An 18,317-nucleotide genomic window follows, 5' to 3' on the forward strand; every position below is an offset into this window, starting at 1 on the left:
CGCTGCTTTATTCAGAGCCTTAGGGTCGTCTGGTGATACAAACGGTTCACTCTTATCGCGGTGAACAGCGCTTCATGCGACTTCACGTCGCACGGACAATTCCGTGTCAGTGACTTTTCTAAATTAGTATTTAATGAATAACTACAGGTATAACAAAGTAATTGTTGAGCGCTAATAGGAAGGATTGGTTTATGGTGTGAAAGCAACTGAATTCATATAAAATAGCATAACTAATTGATTCCTATATTTATCAGAGGCAAAGATGAAAAAAACTTTAATTGCAATCAGCTGTACAGCGATCATCGGTGGTGGTGCCTTCGTTGCCAATAACATGTTGATTAAGAATGCAGCAGAAACTGTGACCAGTGAAGTTGAAAGCTCACTAATTGGACTAAAAAACCAATTCATTGATGCCCAACTGATCGATACGGAAATCAACAATAACAATATCAAGCAGAATTTCGCTATCTACATAAACAATGGTTCAAAAAGACTTCCTGAACCAATCTACCTAAGCCACACAGCAACGGTTGCGCCATTCGGACTTAGCGTTGAAGGTAATTTTAGTCTCCCGAAGGATAAAGGACTTACCTCAACGTTAATCAGAGAGATAGCAAGCTTAAATGAAAGCATAAAATACACATTCGATACCAGCAATCAGTCTTTAGATCTACAAAGCAACTTCTCACTCGGAGAAATCAATACAGGCCGCTCAAGCAACTTCAAACTTGGCGATGTTGAGATTCTGTTTAAAGGCAATAAAGAAGCCTTCACTACATCCACAAAAATTGACGGAATTAGAATCTCTGAAAGAAGAGAACAAGCCTATATAAACGGCATTGAGCTTAAGTCAAATATCACCAATGACACCCATAATACTGAAATAATTGCAAATGATGGAGGTTTCAACGATCGATCTGGTGGATTTAGCTTCAAAGACGCGAAGTTTCATTCAGCAATTACAATTGAAGACAATACGAGCCTGAAGCTTGATTGGAAAGTTGACTCACTAGATCTTCAATCTCCAAACATTACCCAACTATCGAACAAACTTGGCTTAAGTGGTGAGATTAAAGGAGTTAATACTCAAGAGCTTAATAGCTTCATCGGTTTGATTGAAAGAAATCCTACAGAGGAAACAATTGAGGCTGCTTTTAAATCCATAATAGGTAATGGGATCAAATTCGAGAATATCAACATCTTCGTTAATGACTCAAGTTCCGATGGAGAAATTGAAATAATGCCTAAAAATTATAAAGGCTTAACTAACCGAGAATCAGAAGAGGCATTTGAGAAGTCCCTTAAAGTTGACTTCAATGTCACTATCACACCAAAGCTAGTTAAATTACTTGAAATCAACCAAAACGCATTGGACAGACTGTGGAACGAAGAAGAGTCAGGTAACTACACCACAACGATCAAGCAATCACTTGGGAAGAAATTCATCAATGGCGTCGAAGCGAACTAACATTTCGTTCAAAAGTCTATTGCCGCCTTGCCATTTGAACATGCTAGGCGGCATGAATTCTCAGCTAAAGTACCAAAAGTACTCCATATATCGTAACGCCTTTCTTCACCGCATAAAATTAACTCAAAAGTTTTAAATATCCCTATGGTCGATACTGCATATCTGAGAAATTCTGAAGGGTAGACTCGGTCGGATTACCTCTTATAGGGTTAATATATATAAACACGATATTTACGATCTCGAACTCTAACCAACAATGGGGCAGAATTGAGCTAACTATGTCAGCCAGCTCAAGGTTGGACAGAAGCTTTTTCTAATTTAGTAAATGATGCATTATCTCAGGTATGGGGGATACATCAGAAGAGCACGACCTTAGAGGCTAAGTTCATTAGTCACTTATGAGAAGTGAAAAAGCCCACTAGCAGGGCTTTTGTTGCAAGTTGCCACATATGATGCAATGCGCTACAATTGGCATCAACAAACAAATGACCATCGACCAAGGTAATACATATGGCTACTACAAGCGTTAGACTTGATGAGAGCCTAGTAGATAGAGCTGCAACCATTGGAACAGCTTTAAATCGAACGACCCCCAAGCAAATTGAGCATTGGGCGAAAATAGGCAAGATCATGGAGGATAACCCTGACTTAACCTACGAGTTCGTACTGCAGGCAATCATCGCTAAAGCCGAATTAGAGCACGGGAATACGACCTCTTATGAATTTAGCGAAAGTATCAAAGATTGAGCAAACTACGACATTTGCCAAGACCGTAAAAAAGCTACACAAAAACCAGAAACAAGATCTAGATAAAGCAGTGAAAGAGGTTATAGAAAACCCTTTTATTGGCGTGATGAAGAAAGGCGATTTGTCTTTTCTTAGGGTGCACAAGTTTAAGATGAACAAGCAGCTCACCTTGCTTGGGTACAACTACGATGAAGACGGGACGTTAGTCCTGACCTTAATGGCGTTGGGCAGTCATGAAAACTTTTATCGAGATGCATCCAGAACATTTAGATAACCAAAGCCTCGCCAAGCGCGAGGCTTTTTTGTGCCCCTCAAACACCTACAAACTGATCGAAAAAAAACTTAAGGTTAGCTAACGCTGAAGGAAAGGTGGAATCTACCCCCCGTGAAACATCACGGGGATTAACAGCATGAGAAGAGTGGATAAGTTTTAGTATGGTAAAAACCCATGAACAGGGTGTGAATGAGTAAAAGGTCTAACCAATAATGGGGCACTTCTGAGTTACAAGTGCTAACTATGAAGGAACTGACATAAATGTGTTTCAGAAATTTAATATTAGCGATTCATAGATAACTTTTATGAGGCAGATTTGCCAATTAGCACGCCTTCTTACAGTGCGCACTTTGTCTGATTATGTTTAATGGTGCATATCTTATAAATGTAGTGCAACCTCTTGTATTTAGAGGTTTTATCATTGAAGTATCGCGAAATGAGTAAGAATTACATTTTTCGAGAGTTAGAGTGCCAAATGACAAAGGAAGAGGTCGCTGAACTGTGTTTTAAATCTGTGAGAACTGTCACAGGTTGGGAACTAAGCATTAGTGAAGATTGGGTACAGTTCAAAATGTTATACGACAGAATGGAGTTGCCGACTGGTCAAGTAGTGAGGCCGCAGCAAATATTGGCAGGGATTGCGCTATTGGGGATTCAATCGGAATTAGAAATAAAAACGTCAACACATTTACTTGGCCTTGCTAGGGCAATAGCAAACATTAAGAAAATCGTTTAGACCTTAAGCGTCATAAACAAAGAAACCCAACTATGGAACAAACATGCCAAGCGTTGGGTTTATACCTTAAATGCTTTGTTGACCTGATTTTTTACAGCTAGAAATTATGTCCCATGATCTTAAATCAGCATGACACTGATAAACTTTTAGGCCTTGAAGCTCCCAGTTTTCCAGAATGTCAGATGAGAGTTTTGATTTTTCACCAATATGAACACTAACAACTGAATTTCGAGGAACATCCAAGCAATAGAGAGCTCTTTGGTTAAGTGGAATTTTATTCCATGTTCCAGAAGAGTTCTCGAACCCACCATATCTAGTTTTAGACCTATATGGAGTAGATGATATGTCTTTGACTACTCGAACCTCTTCCTCATACGCCCACTCTAACGACTTATACAAAAAAGCTCGCTTCAATAGGTTGTAGGTACTGCTTTCAAATTTAGCACCTTTTCCTACCGCCATCAGTTCACTACTAGATAGAAGTTCAAACATGTTATGAGGTTTTGTTGATGTATAAATCACTTCACCATACTGAACCGGAATCACGTTAGTTTCTAGGTCAGTGAACCCCGCTTTTTCAACGTCTATTCCAATTACTACGCCAGAATGTGATGCTCCATAATGTGCCCACATCAAGGCGTTGTGAGGTTGCCGAGTGAGAGAAAGTAAAGCGTAGTTCGCCTCTAGTTTGTTCCTTACTGCTCCAACCGAAAGTTCAAACGGTATATTTGGTGTTTCACGAAAACCAAAATAAGAGCCTTCAAAGGGGTCATTCAAGCTCTTTATTGAGCTAAATCCAAGGGATGAATTTGATATGATAGCTTTAGCTGCATCCAATGAAACATATTTGTACAAGATCAATGCTTGTTACTCCAACCCAGCGATAGTTCTGAGATCATTGTCATTAAGGAAAAATATTGGAGCCTCCATAGTGTCCTCGGAGGAAGTCATTACTGACAATCCAGAATATAAACCTCTAGACAATTGAAACTGATCATTTTCTGGCATTTGAAAAGGCTGAACATAACGGAAGCCATTATTTTCGTAGAAAGCAACTTTACTATCAGAGCATACCAAGCTGACACTACTCACTGAATCTGTTAGATTTTTTAAGATATTTGTGCCTAACCCATGATTTCTATAAGGTTCATGAACAAATATTTTGTGTAGATAAGCAGCTGGATGTTGAGGGTGAATAAACAATAAAGCAAATCCGTACATAGTTTCACCTTCATGCTGCACCGCAACTTTTAAATGTCCGGCGTTATAGCACTCCCTCAAAACATCGGAAATATAATCTAATGCTACTTTTTGCTTTTGTTCATCAAAATCAAATGCCAAAGAAACCATTACTGTTGATAGCATGATATCACTGAGCATTCCCTCAGCTTCAATTTTGAAGATTTCATCCAAGAAAAACTCCGGTTTTATTTCCATCACTACATCCCAATATTTAAATACAGAATTTTTCTGTCTAGTACTTTGTTGCAACGATTTTACTGGAAATTTTATTTATAAACAGTGATATATCAACATAAGCTCGATGATTAAATCAAACTATTTTGCATAGTTCAAAGCCAATAACTAGCGCGCAAGCTTGCAACTAGAGCAGGGTTGTGTGAGTGCTGATAGTTAGGTCGAATTTACCCCGTGATACATCTCGGGGATTAACAGCTAACAGCATTGGAAGAATTGATAACTATTAGTAGGGCAAAAGCTTATGAACAGGATGTGCAGGAGTAAAAAGTCTATCCAACAATGGGCCACTTCGTTCTAGAAATAGCTGTGCCGAGATTAATATTTCCAACCGTTAAATTGTAACGATTTAGGAATAGGGCTGTAGCAAGGGTATTCGGTTTGTAAGCCGTAGTTAATGACAGTTGCAGTGTCTACACTAAAAGCTGCTGCATAATTTCCTTGTCTAAAACCTTCTGGATCGATTTTGGCCGTTTTCTCTAACACCTTCCAGATGAGATCTACAATAAACTCTGGGTGACGTCTTGGGTCGAGCGCCATCGTGTCGCGCATACAGAACCAGCTGCCCCCCCCTAGTCGTTTTTGATTATAGGCATTGTCAAAATACGCAGTATGCAAACCTTGTAGGTAGGCGTTTAAACGTATGGATCCCACAGTGTCTGTTTCATCAATGTGCTGCAAGAAGTAGGGCAGTTTGGTGATGTCTGGCAGGTCTTGGGAATATGGTCTTTTATTTATTACCGCGAGCTCGTACTGCTCGTGTATCTCGCTCAGCAGTTGAGTGAGCTCAGGAGAGCGGGGTTGAGCTTGCACGCTCGCACAGGTAAGTAGCAGTAATGGTAAGACAGTTTTCATGGTCACTCTCCCTTTAGAACCCTGTTCATAATACCAGCACCTAGGTGGTGCATAAAGTTCTATTTTATGCACCGAGATCAATATTATGCTTTCGGTTTTTTTGTGTATCTTGGCGCTGATGGATAGGCTTGGTCGGAGGTGACGTATTCCGTCCTTTCGGGTGGAGTGACCTCCTCTTCGACTTGCGACGCGATGGTCAGTTTAATCATCGGCTCAGGTTTGCTGATGGGTTTCTGCGCCTCCTCTTGTTGATACCTCACTTCATCGGTTACACCATCAAAGCGCTCTTGATTAAACAGTCCGCCCGTTTCATTGTTGTGCAGCATAGCCGTGCGGGTAGCAGCCACGGTATCGACGGTACTACCCCATTCTTTCTCCATCGTGTTGTTTTGCTCCGGTGAGAGGGTAAGTGGCCCTGTCGGTGTGGTGGCTTGGTGCGCTTGGTTCATTTTGCCCACAATTTTTGCCGCATCACCATCGAGCCCCGCCATGGTGGCGAACGCTTCAGTGCGAGTGAATTCTTGCCAAGACTTTTTAGCATCGGCAATATCTTCCGGTTGATGGGCGGTCATTAGGCGTTGGACGTCTGGTTGTTTTAACTTCGCTGTCGTTTCCAAGTAATTCTGGAAGCCTTGAATCGCGTTGGCCGTAAAGCTGGCACTGCCAGAGTCTAAGCGCGTTTGAGTATTCGATAGGGCGTTCAAGTCCGATTGGCTTTGCATCACGCTAGCACCAAGAGATTTGGTGTTGCTGGCGTTAATCGCAAAATCATGCGCAAACTGCTCAACCGACGTTCGTGTGTCTTTATTATCCACCTGCGTGCCGGCACTGGTCACGGCATTGGCCCCTTCGGTGTATTGTTTCGTGGCTTGCTCAAGCTGCTGCTTTTGCTCGGTATTCATCTTGCTGTAAGCCGTACGTTCATCATCAGACCATTTCACGCCGCCACTGGCGCCTAAATTGAATGGCGATGCCCCTTTGCCTGTGCCTACGCCGCCCTCGAAGCCGCCATAGACACTTTGCAGGTAAGCTTGTGATTGGTCTTTCGTCCAACCCGTTTGTTGACTCACGCTGTTCACTGCCGTTTGCATGTCATTCATGCCTTGACTGACTTGAGTGTTAAAGCCACTGGTGCTGCCTTCACCGTAAGCCAGGTTTTTACTCACACTGTCATGCCAGCGGTCGCTCAGCGCGGCGCCTCCTTGGATAGTTTGACCCAGTTGGGTGCTATTTTGCTCTAGGTTTTGCGCTGTGTGACTACGGGCATTCGCCACACTCTCTTGCAGCATGCTTTGCGTGTTGGCGCTGATGTTGCCGCGACTGGTGGTTTGTGAGCTGTCGTAGGTGGTGCGCCCATCTCCGTGTTGTGTGGTCACCGAGCCGTCTGGGTTTTGGGTGTAGGTGTGGCCCTGGTTGGTTAGGGTATTTGTATCAAACTTATTGGCATGCGTGTTGTTCATGCTGTGGTTGTCAATCTGCATACTGCCAAAATCCAGATTACCCGTGGAAGCCGCAGCACTGGCTCTAGCATTGGTCGAGTTAATCATGCTCGATAGCTGATAGTTCATGCTCGACAGGACTTCTTGACCGCCTTTTAAAATCCCTTTGGCTATCATAGGGACGGCTACCATCAAGATACCGGTCATCCAGGCGAAGCGACTGTGAAGCTCATCCGCGGTATTCGCGTTGGAGAGCACCAGCCCTCCGAACTTCCCCGAGACATCCGTAGACAGAGACTCCAGCCCCCAAAGCTGAAAGCCGTTGATGATGGCAAACAAGGCTGGCCAAGTGGCCAAAAAGGCAAACGTGCCAAAATAGTTTTTGAGCACCATCATGGTTAAGCCAGGAATGACTGCCGCCCCGGCAACAAAGAAGCCCAAACACGCGAACAACATAAACATCATCGTATGGAGCATCGGCAAGTATTCTCTCGCCATTAAGCCCAATGACGCCCACATCGAGGTGGTTTGCAGTTTGTTGGTGGTATAGGCGTAATTGAGCGCGGCTTGCGTTGGGTCTAGGCTATCAAGGTTATAGCGCAGCTCGTTCATCAACATATTTTGTTTGATGGTGTTGGACGCGCTGGTACTGATGGCAAAAAATTTGTTGTAGCTGCGCTGCAACGATTGCACCACTTGGGGTTTATAACGGTCCGCGTCTTTGCCGAGCAATTGATGCGCTAACAAACTCATGTTTTTATCTGCGGCATCATTAAAGCGCTGCTTGATGATAGGGTAGGCTTCTTCGCACCGCTTGTAGGTGCTTTGACCGCCTCCTTCATCAAGAAAAAGGGCGCGCAGTGGGCTTTGCCTAACGCCGTCTAGAAAGGCAAAAATATCAGGCGCGGCAAAGAGTTCATCCCAGGTGTATTTCCCGTTGATTCTCACATCCCCAATCATGCAGTTATGAAAGTAGTCTCGCCAGAGCTTTTGTAGCGCCAACTCATTGATCCTGGATTGTCTTGAGAGCTGATAAAGCTCAGAGCCAAACAGCATCCCAGTCCGACCATAACGCTCATCGTCAGAGGTGGTGAAAATGCCTTCCACGCCTTCGGCCATCCCCACCATGATAGAAGAGAAAAAGTAAGTAGGCACGGCAACGAGGTAAGGGACATTATCCACCTTGTAAGCCTTACCCGGTTCCGTCTTATCGATGATAAGCATGTCGGCTTTCATATTGATTAGAAACAGGGGCACAGCAAAGAACACCACCATCCATTTGATGAGGTCTTTGGGATTCCGTGACAGCATGAAGATAAACAAACTGGTAACAAGCCCCAGCATCATGCACATCTGTAAGTAATCCCCAAAGGTATTGGTTCTAAAAAAAGTGGCCAGCGCATTAAAGGCTTTGTTGACCACTTCGCCGGAAGTGTAAGTGTAATATTCGAGTATCATAGGTCAGTTCCCATAAGCTTGCGCAGGTTTGGTGGTCGTGCTGATTTCATTTGTGCTTTGCAGCGCGGTTTTTCTCTGCGAATCAATCAGTTGATTGCGTTTGTTGAGCGCTTCAATGGCTTTATCGGCAAGCCCCGCGGTAAAGCGTTTGGCGTTATCGATATCACGAGTGATGAGGGCGATGTCATCCTGGCTGTTGTTGGTGTTGGCTAAGGATTGGCTGGCAACATTTAACATGCTCACGAGGTACTGATTAAGCAGCTCCACCGCTATCATTCGCGAGTAGTTGCTGGTATCGGGGGGTTGCTTGGCGGATAAGTCGTCAATAAAGAACTTGAGTACCGGCGTTTGAATCAGCTCCAGAAAGCCCTCTTGTTGACGCGTGAGTCTTTGGTCGGTGGCTATCTTTTGCAGTATCGAGTCCAGTTGTTTGCGTATCTGGTTTTGAATCCCGTTGGCTTGAGTGATGGAGAGGTTATTGCGCTTGGTAATGGTAATGCACGCATCAGGGGCTGTTTTGCGACACTGATAAACGTCAGACTTGCCCCCTTCGAGCAAGACATTGACCAGATTGTTGTTGTCGGTCAAAAGGCTAGGGTAGTAACGCGGGTTGCCGTCTTTGTCGTACACGTAAGTGCCTGACAAGCTCATCATAAATTGCGCTAGATTTTTGTCGGAGGACAAAAAAGCGTTATTCATGATCGCAGACCAGACCACGTTGTGATGAGTTTGGGTCATATCTTTTAGCGCTGGATCCTTTTTGGCGTTCGCTAATTGACCGGCCGCTTTGCCTCCTGCGCCACATTCCTGCTGACCTTGCACCCAATCCGAGAAGGCATTGTTTTGTGTGCCGAGGGCCGCGCAGACGTGCTTTTTGGTGGCGGGCAAAGCAAAGGCTGCCAGTCCACCGATGGACGCTTGCGCGGCTTCACAAGAGTTCACCGATTGATTGAGATATTTGTCGAGCCTGGCTTGGAGATTATCCAGGTTTTGTTTGAGCTGCGGCGCCCAGGTTTGCAGGGCTAAATTGACAATAAAAGGAGGAGCATTATGAATAATCGCTTTGCCCAGTTTCACCAGTTGGTCTGAGCTGATGTGTGAAAATCCTCCCATAAACATATCAATGCCAGAGCATCCCGTACTGATTGAAGGGACCGTGACGCTGACCAATTGTGCATCGACAATTTGATTACGCACAAACAAACTGCCACCGGTGTAGTAGTTGGCCGACTGCCCTTGGTAAGCCGTTGGGTTTGAGACGTTGGCGTTATACCCTGAGTTATCAAAAAAACGCGCCAGTGAGTGGTTGGTGTCGGCGTGGCTAGCGCTTGATAAGCTGATAAGAACGAAAGGAATAACTCGCTTATGCACCGAAACGGTGGATAAGTGGTGGAAAAGTGATCGCTTCATTGCAGCGCCTCCTGCACACGCGGATCGTTAAGGGCGTTCTGAATGCTATGAGCCAGCGTGCTTTCTGGGACGTCTCCAATGCTCAGACGTGAGAATTTACGGCTGTTGACGTTCATTAAAAAGGTCGCAGGCATGACCGTTTTCCTCTGGCCTGGAAAAAAGGTTTTGCCTATCTCTGGTGTGACAGGAATAGGGACCTCAAACCCTAGAATGCCTGGACCATCAACAGAGAAGGCGTAAACCGGTAATTGAAATCGTTCGCCAAGGCGAGTGATTTTAGGAGCTGTCTTATGGCAGTACGGGCAGGTGCTTTCAAAAAAGAACACCAGGGCATATTGGTTTTGCATAGCAGCATGTGCGGTGGTTGCATGAATCAAAAAAGCCAGCACAAGGGTACGAAGAAATGGCATAGCGCCTCCTGACGTTTTAGGAAGAAATAAAAGAGAGTGAACATCCTTTAAGAGAGCGGCATGGACGAAGTTGCTTTAAAAATCCGATTGCTCAAAATTGGTGGCGACGTTGTAAAAGCGTCCAATTAAATCATTTTGGCTTATCCAGCCGTACGCCAGTGGCTTCATCTCTCCAGTGCTTGGCTGCACCAAAATTAAGGCGGGCGTAAAAGGCACCGAGACTTTGCCTTGATTGTGGCGGTTTTCTTTGAGGTGAGTGATGAAGGTTCCGTCATTACTGATCCCAAGGAGCTCAAAATGGTATCGGTCAGCAAACGCTTGAATGGATGGGGCGAGTTGCTGGCTCAGTGTATCTTCCCCGTCATAGACAAAGAAAAAGCCCCATCCGTCTTGCTTCATATTTTCAACCGCCGCGGTTTTCTTCTTCTCCTCTAACTCTAAATACACCTGTCTTGCTGCTTGCTCGGTCGGATGGTCTTTGGTGTAAGAAAACTCCGGTCTTTCGAGCAGCAGCGCTTTAAAGGTCATGCCCAATTGGTCGGTTTGGTCCGTGATAAAATGATTTAACGCTAAAAACTTCGCGAGCTTGTCTTTATCTTTGGGATGAATGACCGCGTCGTTTTGCGCCTCAATATGCACAGAGTGAAACCAGTCCATCTGTTCGGTGGCCGATAGGGTTTTAGGGCTTGATACTGTGGTTTGCGTGTTGCTTGGTAGCGGCTTAGGTTTGGGTTTGTCGGGCCTTGCCTTAGGCTCGTTGTACCATCGCCACCCTAGAGGGGTTTCATGAGCCAGAGTGGGTGGGAGGTGGGCAAGCAGCGTTAGGGTAATGACGCAAAGCAGTGGATTTTTCATCATCATAGACCTTGGTTCAGTCGAGGTGGTTATCCGCCCGTGGCACTTTGAAGTCGTTTCTTGATTTCATCAAAGTTGGGGAGGTTGGTGTTGGCTCGCATTTCTGGGTAGAACTCTTTAAAATCAATGTGCTCAAAGTTGATTTGACCCAGTTCTTCGGGAGTAATGGCGGCGCAGGTGGGATTTTTTGCACTGCCTAACCGTTTACCCAGTTGCTGAATAGAGCCTTGCTCTTGAATGATTTTGGCCAGCTTGTTGTCGTAAACGCAGTAACTGCGCTTTTTACGTGTGCAGACACCCAGCACTTTCTTGGCGCAGTATTGCCCCACGTACAGGGTTAAGCCTTTCTCTTTGGCTTTCCCCAGCGCTTCTTCCGCTTCGCTGCATTTCGCTCCCAATCCTTGCCCCCATCCTGAGTCTTTACAACAATCGTTAAAACCCGCGAGTTTCTTATTGCACTTCATCGGCTTACCCGTGAATATTTTGGGTGGGTCTCCGATGTCTTTCACGGCTTCGGCAAGCCCCGCTAGCGCGGCGACGGACTTGTCAAAGTTGCCGTTAAGTTTGGGCTCGGGCACATAGCACTCTCCGTCAAGACAGAAGGAGTGCTCACCACATTGCAGGTCAGTGGCTCGGCATGTCTTCTCAGCACAGCTCTTTGTGACCTCTTGCTCGACGCACACCCCATTTTGCTTCAGGCTGCAATGTCGAGTTTGAGTCGTACAGTCTTTCGGGAGGTCCGCGCAGGTGTCAGGGCGGTCACAACGATGGTTAACCTGATATTTCCAACAGTTGAGCGTGGTGGGAATGCCATTCACCGAGCGTGTGGCTCGGCCTTCAAGACATTGCTGGCTAGTGACCTTGCACGAGTTCATCAGGCTGCATTGTGTTCGCCAGGTCATATTGTTCTTGATGCAGTTCCCCCCGGATAAAGAGAATCCGTTTGAGCAGCTCAAGGTGGCTTTTTTCGTTTGTGTGGTGGGTCGACAAATCTGGTAGCGTTTATGCCAGTATGCGCTCCATTGCCAGTTTAAGTTGATGGTATGTATTAACTCGCCAAGCGTGTAGCCTTGGTTGGGAGAGACTATCTTTCCATCCCAAAAATACGTGGTTTCTAATCCCGAAAAACCTCTTCTAGTCCCTGATTGCCTTACGTAATTGTCATTATTGTATCGGCATTGTGGGAGGGGGCGTTGGCAATCCCTCCCTTGTTGTGTCCAACCGGATGGACAGCGGTAGCTCACCTCACCGGTGCTCACGGAGGCAACGGGAACTTTTGTACAAGGCACATTGTTATTCGTTGGACGATGACACTGTTTAGGAATGTGTTCGATAAGGCACTGGGAGCCGCTATCACAATCCACATAGGCATTTGAGATGCCATGAGTGATTTCAAAAGCATTCTCTTGGCCAAGTAAGGCAAAGCGCATCGCCGGGTCGTATTTAACATCGGGTCGACCTTTATTGAAGTTCGCGTTGATGTCTTGAGCCAGTTCATTGGTCACAAACTCTGTCCCTTTTTGTGCATTGATCTCACTGTCTGACAGTGTGGATTCTTTTGGACTGCGGATCTCTTTTCGACACGTGGCGTCTTTGCAATAGTCATCGACATTGAGCGGGAGGGCATGAGGCGTGAGAGCTTGGCTTGCCGTTTGTTTCGCCCAATGAGCGCTCTCGGTAAAGGTGTGCTGTTCGCTGGCAAGCGAGATAGTGGATAAAAGACTGAGCGTGAGCGCAGTCCAAAGGTCAATGCGCATATAGAGCACCTCATCAAAAATTGGGGCGAGAGAGGGTTATTGGGAATAGAGCGTGCGCAGCAGCGGGTGAATGTTTTGCTGCGCATCCCCGGCAGCGAGGTAATCCAGAGCTTGGTAAAGTGAAATGTTGCCGTAAAGGATGTCGTAGTCACTGGTTTTACAAGGCTGCTTAGGTAAGCAGCGGTTTTTTTTAACCGAAACAAAGGCCGGTACGTGGTGAATATCAAATTGCTTAAACCAATCGGGGCTGATGGAAAAGCCGCTTTGAATGGGCGCCTTATTGGGTGAGCGTATCAAGGCCTCGATCCGCTTGACCGTGGCCGGAAAACCTTCGGGTAAGACACCGCGTATCACCAGTGGCACGCCTAAGTGTTCACTTTGCATCAGAAGCTGCTTGAGCGCGGTCTTGGGCATGGTGAGTGACACAAACACCATCACCCCTTTTGGGGCTTGGTCAGGGTGGCGCGTGGGCTTTTGTCTTCCTAGCAAGGGGGAAAGAGTCTCTTCTTTTATCAACTCTTGAACCTTGCGGCTGAGAGTCAGCGCTTCTTCTCGATAAGCCTGGGCTTTATTTTGTATGTCGTCCGTAGGCCACGCCTTCGCCGCCTCCGGTTGTTGAGTCATTTTTTGCTCAAGCTTGGCAAAAGCTTTGAGCTCTTGCTCCGTGTAAGCTTGGGTGGGTAACGCGATAAAAAAACACAGAAAAACAAGAGAGCGCCTAAAGGTGCTCTCAAAAGATGGAATGGTCATAGTAAACTCTTCATTATGGCCGCTGAAAGGGTGGGTAGAGGGTGTGAGCGTTTTGGCAGCTGATTGACTGCCCCTGACGAGCATTGAGATCGCGACAAAACGAGAAGCAAAACTGCGAGAGCGGGAAACAGCAGTAAATGTGCTTGTGGTTGGCGAGATCTATTTTTAAAAAATCGGTAAGGGAGTCAGGGTGACTGGCAATGAATAGGTCAGTCTCATTTTTGTGGGTAGGTCTGGGCATCATCGCTTCACCTTATAAAAAGACACAGTTGCGCTTTCGCCATTGTACAAAACCAAAGTTATCCCCTGTGACCGGATTGTCATGGCCGGCTTCCCAGAGCGTGGTCGTGGTGGTGTACGGGTGACACCAGGCGGCATCGGGAATAGGGCCCGACATTTGATACCGATAACGAGATTTTGGCAAAATAGGATCGGGATATTGATAACAAATCGCGCCATCTTCGCCGCGCGTCTCCCAGATGATCCCTTGTCGATGCAGTTTGTAGTTAAGCTTTTGCATCAAGAGTGTCGCCGCCTGGATGGGCGTGTCTCGATAGTTGGTGGTGCCAGTAAGCGGATAGGCACTGCCCTGTGAGCCTAAACACCAAAATAACGCATCAATAGGTAAGGCCGTGTTAGTGGAGGTCAACATGGCTTCGGGCACGCACGCAAGCTGAGCCACTAGGTTACCAAACAGTAACGCTTCGGGATTGAGAATGAGTGATAACTCATCGTCGTCCCAAAGTGGGTCAATTTCCGTCATGTAGGCAACATCAAACACATCTGTGGCCATGCAGGCGGTGGATTGCATCAGTTGTAGCCAATAAATGATGGGGTACTTATACCAATGGGCGTGATAAAAACCTCCGTCACTGCTGTCACTGTCACGAGCGGTCACGCGACCACCGATACGCTGAGTGTTGGCGCCTGACATTTGCACGCCCATGTTCACCATACAATAAGGGACGCGCGTGATATCGGTTAAGGCATAAGGCTCCCAATAGCCAATGTTGATGCCGATTTGCACAAAGATAGGCGGCGGTTTCGGGCAATAAGAGATAGGCATTGTGGGGTTATTGGTATCTGGATATTTGGACGGCATGACTGTGGATGAGCCTATTGTCATCGGGAACAAACAATCCCAACAAATATCGGTAATGGGGTTAATAAAACGGCTTTTACACGCCGCACTGGCTGCTAGGGTTGATGGGGCAATAAAAACCAATAGGCAGCACAACAGTAAACGCAAGTGTCGTTGAGTCATGGTGGGGTCCTTTTTCCACGCAGAGCGTGGGACTCCTTTTGTCTCGACAACAGGCTTCGCCACATTATCGCAGCCAAAAGCGAGCTTGGTTAATAGAAAAAGAAGTGATATTGGAAGCATGATCAAGGGGAGGCGCGCACTTCTAAGGCCATTTCATTATCATTGCTCTACTTCCAAGGGCTGCAAACCCGATACGTTCACTTCATCGATGCGCCAGCGCGTGCCATCTTGATAGGCAATGGCCGGGACGTGAGTGATGTTAAGCGATTGGGTTAAGTGGCCTTGCTGCGCAAAATACATTCTTGCATCAAGTAAGGTCGCCATTTTATTCGGGCTGCCTCCCGTCAGCACCCACTTGATTGGCTTGGCGTTTTGATACTCGCTGGCGAACCTTCGTTGCTGCGCGTCTCTGGCATCAAAAAAGACCAGTACCTTACTGAGCTCAAATAGAGGCAAAACGTCTTGACCGTCTACCTTTGGCCAAGTGCGGCTATCAAAGGGGTTCACTCTGGTGCCCGCTTTGGCAATCACGGCCCCCGTGGTGGGGGCGATGATGTCTTTAGGGAGAGTGATGCTTGGATCTACATAAAAGGTGCGGGGATCGGTTGTGGTGGTTAAGCCTGCAACCGGCGGCGGGTTTTCAATGCTTTGCAGGGCGCGCTCAGTGAACTCGTTTTGCATGTCCGCCAATTGACCACTGGCCTCAAACCCTTTCAGTCTTTGGTGTATCCATTCCAGCATGTCGATTTCACCGATAGGGAAGACCGGGGCGACTTGCCCCAGCGCTTTCCCGTGAGCGTTAAAAGTGGCCATGCCTGCTGCGAGGATAAAAGGCAGCAAACTAAGTGCTTGCCCCAATGGCTTGATTAAAGGCGTCAATGTCTTTGCCATAAAAGTGCCTGGAGGTTTGCTCAATGGCGCGCTCCAGTGATTGGCCTTGTTTATAAAGATTTTCACAATACTCAAACTCCTTAGGCTCGGTTGAGAACATGGCGCGTTTCACCGGAGAGGCGAAAAAGCGGTGATAGGTGACATGGCCACCCGCTTTGATGCGCGCGCTGCTGTATCCTGCTTCAACAGACGGGGCGAAGCTTTTAATGATGCGCTGCTCAAACGGTGAGAAGGCATCCGGGTTTTGGAGCAGATACTTATCAAACCCTTCCCCTTGACGAAGAATGATGTGAATGTCTGAGTTGTTGTAGCAGGCTTTGGCTTCCTCGTTACTAAAGAAGTCTTCAATCCCTTGAGTCACCGTACAAAAAGCGCCGCCGAACTTACGGGCGGTGCGATAACCGGTGTTGATGAACTCCCTCGCTTGCTCGTTTGCCCCAGAGAGGAGGCTCCAGGCCTCTTCAATGATGCACAGCTTTGGGGTAGAGCGAGATCCAGCCAGGTACATCTGCTGGTTAATCGACACCATGAGAGCAAAAATCACGGGTCTGAGCACAGCAGGCGGGAACCCATCGAGTTCAAGCGTGGTGATTTCCACATTGGGGTCGAGCATGGATGGCTTGTTGAACACGTCTTTGTACATGCCATCTGTGCAGAACTTTTTCAGTTGCACCGCTATGTCTTTAATGCGTCGGTCGCTTTCTTCTCCAGCAATCTCAATCAAGGCGTCTCTGACATCATCCACCAAGACTTGATGACCTTTACGCTCCCATGCCGTCACTATCGCATCGCCTAAGACGCTTTGTTGAAACGCCGTCAGTGGTACGTAGGGTGACGCGATGGTGGCAAACAACGCCGTGATATTATCGAGCGCTTCCATCATGGGATCGACAGGTCTGCCGTCATCATCCACAAACTCAAACTCAGCACTTTGCATGGCGCCTAAATGCGTGAACGGGTTTAAGAAGATGTTGGCGTGGGTCATGTAGGTCCCCCCAAGGCTCAGGGTCAGCTTTTTATAGCTGGCTCCTTTATCGAGGATCCACACTTTACCGCCCATGGCGTAAACCGTTTCAGCGATTTCTTGGACTAGGAAGCTTTTCCCTGCGCCTGAGCCTCCCGTCAGGGCGATGTTTTGGTTATCACTGCCACAGGTGAAAGGGTTAAAGAACGAAATTTGTTGGCGCATAGTGGGCAGCAATACGCCACCTTTGAGCTGGCTAAAGTCCATGATGAGCGGAAAGAAATTCACCAGGTTAGAGCTCTTTAAGGTACGAACGCGCCCCGCTTTTTTACAATCGCCCCATAATCCTTCACTCATCATAAAAGGCAACGTGGAGAGCAGCGCTTGTGGCTGATTCATTTTCAGTGGAATGATGTCAAGGCCAGCATGGCTAAATGACTCCTTCGCCGCTTGGGTGTCTTTTTTCTGGTGGGCTTTATCGGTCATCAGCGAGACCGTGAGCACCATAGATGCAATGGTGAACTCTTTAGACAACAACCCTTTTTGCAAGGCTTTGCGCTCTTTGAGTTCATCTTCAGCCATGGGCGCGAGTATCGCCATTTGGCTGTTCACCGTCTTGGTTAAGTCTTTTATCTTGTTATCGTTATCCGCATTTTGCTTACCGGTTGGCTCATTGCGAAAACTCAAGGTAACGCGATGAGGGCAAGTGATGTTACGCGACACATTACGGATTGAAGAAAAGGCTTCTGGTAAAGCGTACAAGCGATAATCACCAGGCAATCGAGAAAGCCCTAAATGAACAAGGCGTGTGCGTACCTCTTCCCCTTGGTCATTGGTATGACGGGTGGCGATATGACCACGATGGGTTAACGCTTCGGTATCGGGAGATAACGCTTGCAGGTTCAAAGGTTCTAATGGGTTGTAGCTTTTTTCATTGGGTCTGTCTTGGCGTTTATCAAAGTTTAAGGTATCACCGACGCTGGTCAACAGTCCCTCAGGCGTGACGGGCAGTAAATCAAAACCAAGCTGCGCCAGCCCCGTTTCTAGAGTCATTCTCGCATCAAGCAGCTCTTGTGGGTCTTTTTCCGTGGTGGAGACAAAAAAGAATGCGTCGTAGTCGCGCAAATCAAAGCGATTGTTTTTTTGCCTATGTAGAAACCCGTGTTGCGCCGCGTAGTGGGCGTAAATGGCGTCATCGTTGGCCATTTTCTGACAGATACCGCCCCGCTGACTGAGAAGGGCTTGGTTCCCTTCGAGATAGTGCGCCACTCGGTTGTGACCAAAAAGCTGCACTTGATAATCCCATTTATCCCCTGCGGGTAAATCCCCCATAAGGTGGCTTAACGACTGAATTAAATCGTCGTTAGCGCCCCCAAGGAGACTGATTTTAAAACCAAAACCGCGAGAGTGAGTATTGTCGAACACCTGCTCAATGGGATCGTAGTCTCGATACGGCAGTTCATGGTGAAGGTGGTTTTGGGCTTGCTTGGCCTCTTGAAATAAGGCGGATAAGCCACTGCGTGAGGAGGAAAACATGGGGGATCCCTTTTTCTATTTTAATGT

Annotated in this window: 16 protein-coding genes; 4 read left to right on the forward strand and 12 right to left on the reverse strand. The window is 46.9% G+C overall.

Translation table 11 applies throughout. From position 1 onward, the window contains the following. The first annotated feature begins 262 nt into the window (after window positions 1–262). The 4 genes from QQ041_RS19630 to QQ041_RS19645 all read left to right on the forward strand — a co-directional run bounded on the left by QQ041_RS19630 (window position 263) and on the right by QQ041_RS19645 (window position 3,225). Window positions 263–1,468, forward strand: a complete 1,206-nt coding sequence (locus tag QQ041_RS19630) for a hypothetical protein (RefSeq protein ID WP_285954875.1) — start codon at window positions 263–265, stop codon at window positions 1,466–1,468. A gap of 510 nt (window positions 1,469–1,978) precedes the next feature. Continuing rightward, window positions 1,979–2,215 (forward strand): hypothetical protein, encoded by a 237-nt coding sequence (locus QQ041_RS19635; RefSeq protein ID WP_285954876.1) that lies wholly within the window; start codon window positions 1,979–1,981, stop codon window positions 2,213–2,215. Continuing rightward, on the forward strand, window positions 2,187–2,489 hold the full coding sequence (locus QQ041_RS19640; RefSeq protein WP_285954877.1) for a type II toxin-antitoxin system RelE/ParE family toxin: 303 nt from the start codon (window positions 2,187–2,189) through the stop codon (window positions 2,487–2,489). The genes QQ041_RS19635 and QQ041_RS19640 overlap by 29 nt, the downstream gene beginning before the upstream one ends. A gap of 421 nt (window positions 2,490–2,910) precedes the next feature. Further along, the gene (locus tag QQ041_RS19645; RefSeq protein ID WP_285954878.1) at window positions 2,911–3,225 is read left to right on the forward strand and encodes a regulator; all 315 of its coding nucleotides are present in this window, start codon (window positions 2,911–2,913) and stop codon (window positions 3,223–3,225) included. Window positions 3,226–3,291: 66 nt separating this feature from the next. Here QQ041_RS19645 and QQ041_RS19650 read toward each other — a convergent pair whose 3' ends face one another. From QQ041_RS19650 to traC, 12 genes are all read right to left on the reverse strand, one after another. Next, window positions 3,292–4,080, reverse strand: a complete 789-nt coding sequence (locus QQ041_RS19650; protein WP_285954879.1) for a DUF2971 domain-containing protein — start codon at window positions 4,078–4,080, stop codon at window positions 3,292–3,294. A gap of 12 nt (window positions 4,081–4,092) precedes the next feature. Further along, window positions 4,093–4,662, reverse strand: coding sequence for a GNAT family N-acetyltransferase (locus tag QQ041_RS19655; RefSeq protein ID WP_285954880.1), 570 nt, complete (start codon window positions 4,660–4,662; stop codon window positions 4,093–4,095). Window positions 4,663–5,019: 357 nt separating this feature from the next. Next, window positions 5,020–5,556 (reverse strand): hypothetical protein, encoded by a 537-nt coding sequence (locus QQ041_RS19660; RefSeq protein ID WP_285954881.1) that lies wholly within the window; start codon window positions 5,554–5,556, stop codon window positions 5,020–5,022. An 83-nt stretch (window positions 5,557–5,639) separates the two neighbouring features. Further along, on the reverse strand, window positions 5,640–8,453 hold the full coding sequence (gene traG / locus QQ041_RS19665) for a conjugal transfer mating-pair stabilization protein TraG (protein ID WP_285954882.1): 2,814 nt from the start codon (window positions 8,451–8,453) through the stop codon (window positions 5,640–5,642). A gap of 3 nt (window positions 8,454–8,456) precedes the next feature. Beyond that, window positions 8,457–9,863, reverse strand: a complete 1,407-nt coding sequence (locus tag QQ041_RS19670; RefSeq protein ID WP_048661582.1) for a conjugal transfer protein TraH — start codon at window positions 9,861–9,863, stop codon at window positions 8,457–8,459. Further along, the gene (gene trbB, locus QQ041_RS19675; protein ID WP_048665083.1) at window positions 9,860–10,273 is read right to left on the reverse strand and encodes a type-F conjugative transfer system pilin assembly thiol-disulfide isomerase TrbB; all 414 of its coding nucleotides are present in this window, start codon (window positions 10,271–10,273) and stop codon (window positions 9,860–9,862) included. Before trbB ends, QQ041_RS19670 begins: the two co-directional genes overlap by 4 nt. Window positions 10,274–10,348: 75 nt before the next feature. Beyond that, window positions 10,349–11,134, reverse strand: coding sequence for a type-F conjugative transfer system pilin assembly protein TraF (traF, locus tag QQ041_RS19680; RefSeq protein WP_132974765.1), 786 nt, complete (start codon window positions 11,132–11,134; stop codon window positions 10,349–10,351). Between the two features lie 23 nt (window positions 11,135–11,157). Further along, window positions 11,158–12,885 carry a type-F conjugative transfer system mating-pair stabilization protein TraN gene (gene traN / locus QQ041_RS19685; RefSeq protein WP_171762885.1) on the reverse strand — a complete coding sequence of 576 codons (1,728 nt, stop codon included), beginning with the start codon at window positions 12,883–12,885 and terminating at the stop codon, window positions 11,158–11,160. 36 nt (window positions 12,886–12,921) lie between these two features. Further along, complete coding sequence (gene trbC, locus QQ041_RS19690; RefSeq protein WP_171762886.1) at window positions 12,922–13,635, reverse strand: type-F conjugative transfer system pilin assembly protein TrbC; 714 nt, start codon at window positions 13,633–13,635, stop codon at window positions 12,922–12,924. A 253-nt stretch (window positions 13,636–13,888) separates the two neighbouring features. Then, complete coding sequence (gene traU, locus QQ041_RS19695) at window positions 13,889–14,899, reverse strand: conjugal transfer pilus assembly protein TraU (RefSeq protein ID WP_048661614.1); 1,011 nt, start codon at window positions 14,897–14,899, stop codon at window positions 13,889–13,891. A 159-nt stretch (window positions 14,900–15,058) separates the two neighbouring features. Beyond that, on the reverse strand, window positions 15,059–15,790 hold the full coding sequence (traW, locus tag QQ041_RS19700; RefSeq protein ID WP_080967333.1) for a type-F conjugative transfer system protein TraW: 732 nt from the start codon (window positions 15,788–15,790) through the stop codon (window positions 15,059–15,061). Then, complete coding sequence (gene traC / locus QQ041_RS19705; RefSeq protein WP_171350080.1) at window positions 15,741–18,290, reverse strand: type IV secretion system protein TraC; 2,550 nt, start codon at window positions 18,288–18,290, stop codon at window positions 15,741–15,743. Before traC ends, traW begins: the two co-directional genes overlap by 50 nt. Between the last annotated feature and the right edge of the window lie 27 nt (window positions 18,291–18,317).

Origin of the sequence: Vibrio sp. TMPB1044 (assembly GCF_030442075.1) — a bacterium.
Classification (GTDB): domain Bacteria; phylum Pseudomonadota; class Gammaproteobacteria; order Enterobacterales; family Vibrionaceae; genus Vibrio; species Vibrio satsumensis.

Bases quoted from the DNA above. Each gene is read 5' to 3' on its own strand.
- traC (WP_171350080.1), bottom strand. From the start codon at position 18,290: ATGTTTTCCTCCTCACGCAGTGGCTTATCCGCCTTATTTCAAGAGGCC.
- QQ041_RS19635 (WP_285954876.1), top strand. From the start codon at position 1,979: ATGGCTACTACAAGCGTTAGACTTGATGAGAGCCTAGTAGATAGAGCT.
- QQ041_RS19655 (WP_285954880.1), bottom strand. From the start codon at position 4,662: ATGGAAATAAAACCGGAGTTTTTCTTGGATGAAATCTTCAAAATTGAA.
- QQ041_RS19630 (WP_285954875.1), top strand. From the start codon at position 263: ATGAAAAAAACTTTAATTGCAATCAGCTGTACAGCGATCATCGGTGGT.
- traF (WP_132974765.1), bottom strand. From the start codon at position 11,134: ATGATGATGAAAAATCCACTGCTTTGCGTCATTACCCTAACGCTGCTT.
- QQ041_RS19660 (WP_285954881.1), bottom strand. From the start codon at position 5,556: ATGAAAACTGTCTTACCATTACTGCTACTTACCTGTGCGAGCGTGCAA.
- trbB (WP_048665083.1), bottom strand. From the start codon at position 10,273: ATGCCATTTCTTCGTACCCTTGTGCTGGCTTTTTTGATTCATGCAACC.
- trbC (WP_171762886.1), bottom strand. From the start codon at position 13,635: ATGACCATTCCATCTTTTGAGAGCACCTTTAGGCGCTCTCTTGTTTTT.
- traW (WP_080967333.1), bottom strand. From the start codon at position 15,790: ATGGCAAAGACATTGACGCCTTTAATCAAGCCATTGGGGCAAGCACTT.
- traN (WP_171762885.1), bottom strand. From the start codon at position 12,885: ATGCGCATTGACCTTTGGACTGCGCTCACGCTCAGTCTTTTATCCACT.
- QQ041_RS19640 (WP_285954877.1), top strand. From the start codon at position 2,187: ATGAATTTAGCGAAAGTATCAAAGATTGAGCAAACTACGACATTTGCC.
- traU (WP_048661614.1), bottom strand. From the start codon at position 14,899: ATGACTCAACGACACTTGCGTTTACTGTTGTGCTGCCTATTGGTTTTT.
- QQ041_RS19670 (WP_048661582.1), bottom strand. From the start codon at position 9,863: ATGAAGCGATCACTTTTCCACCACTTATCCACCGTTTCGGTGCATAAG.
- traG (WP_285954882.1), bottom strand. From the start codon at position 8,453: ATGATACTCGAATATTACACTTACACTTCCGGCGAAGTGGTCAACAAA.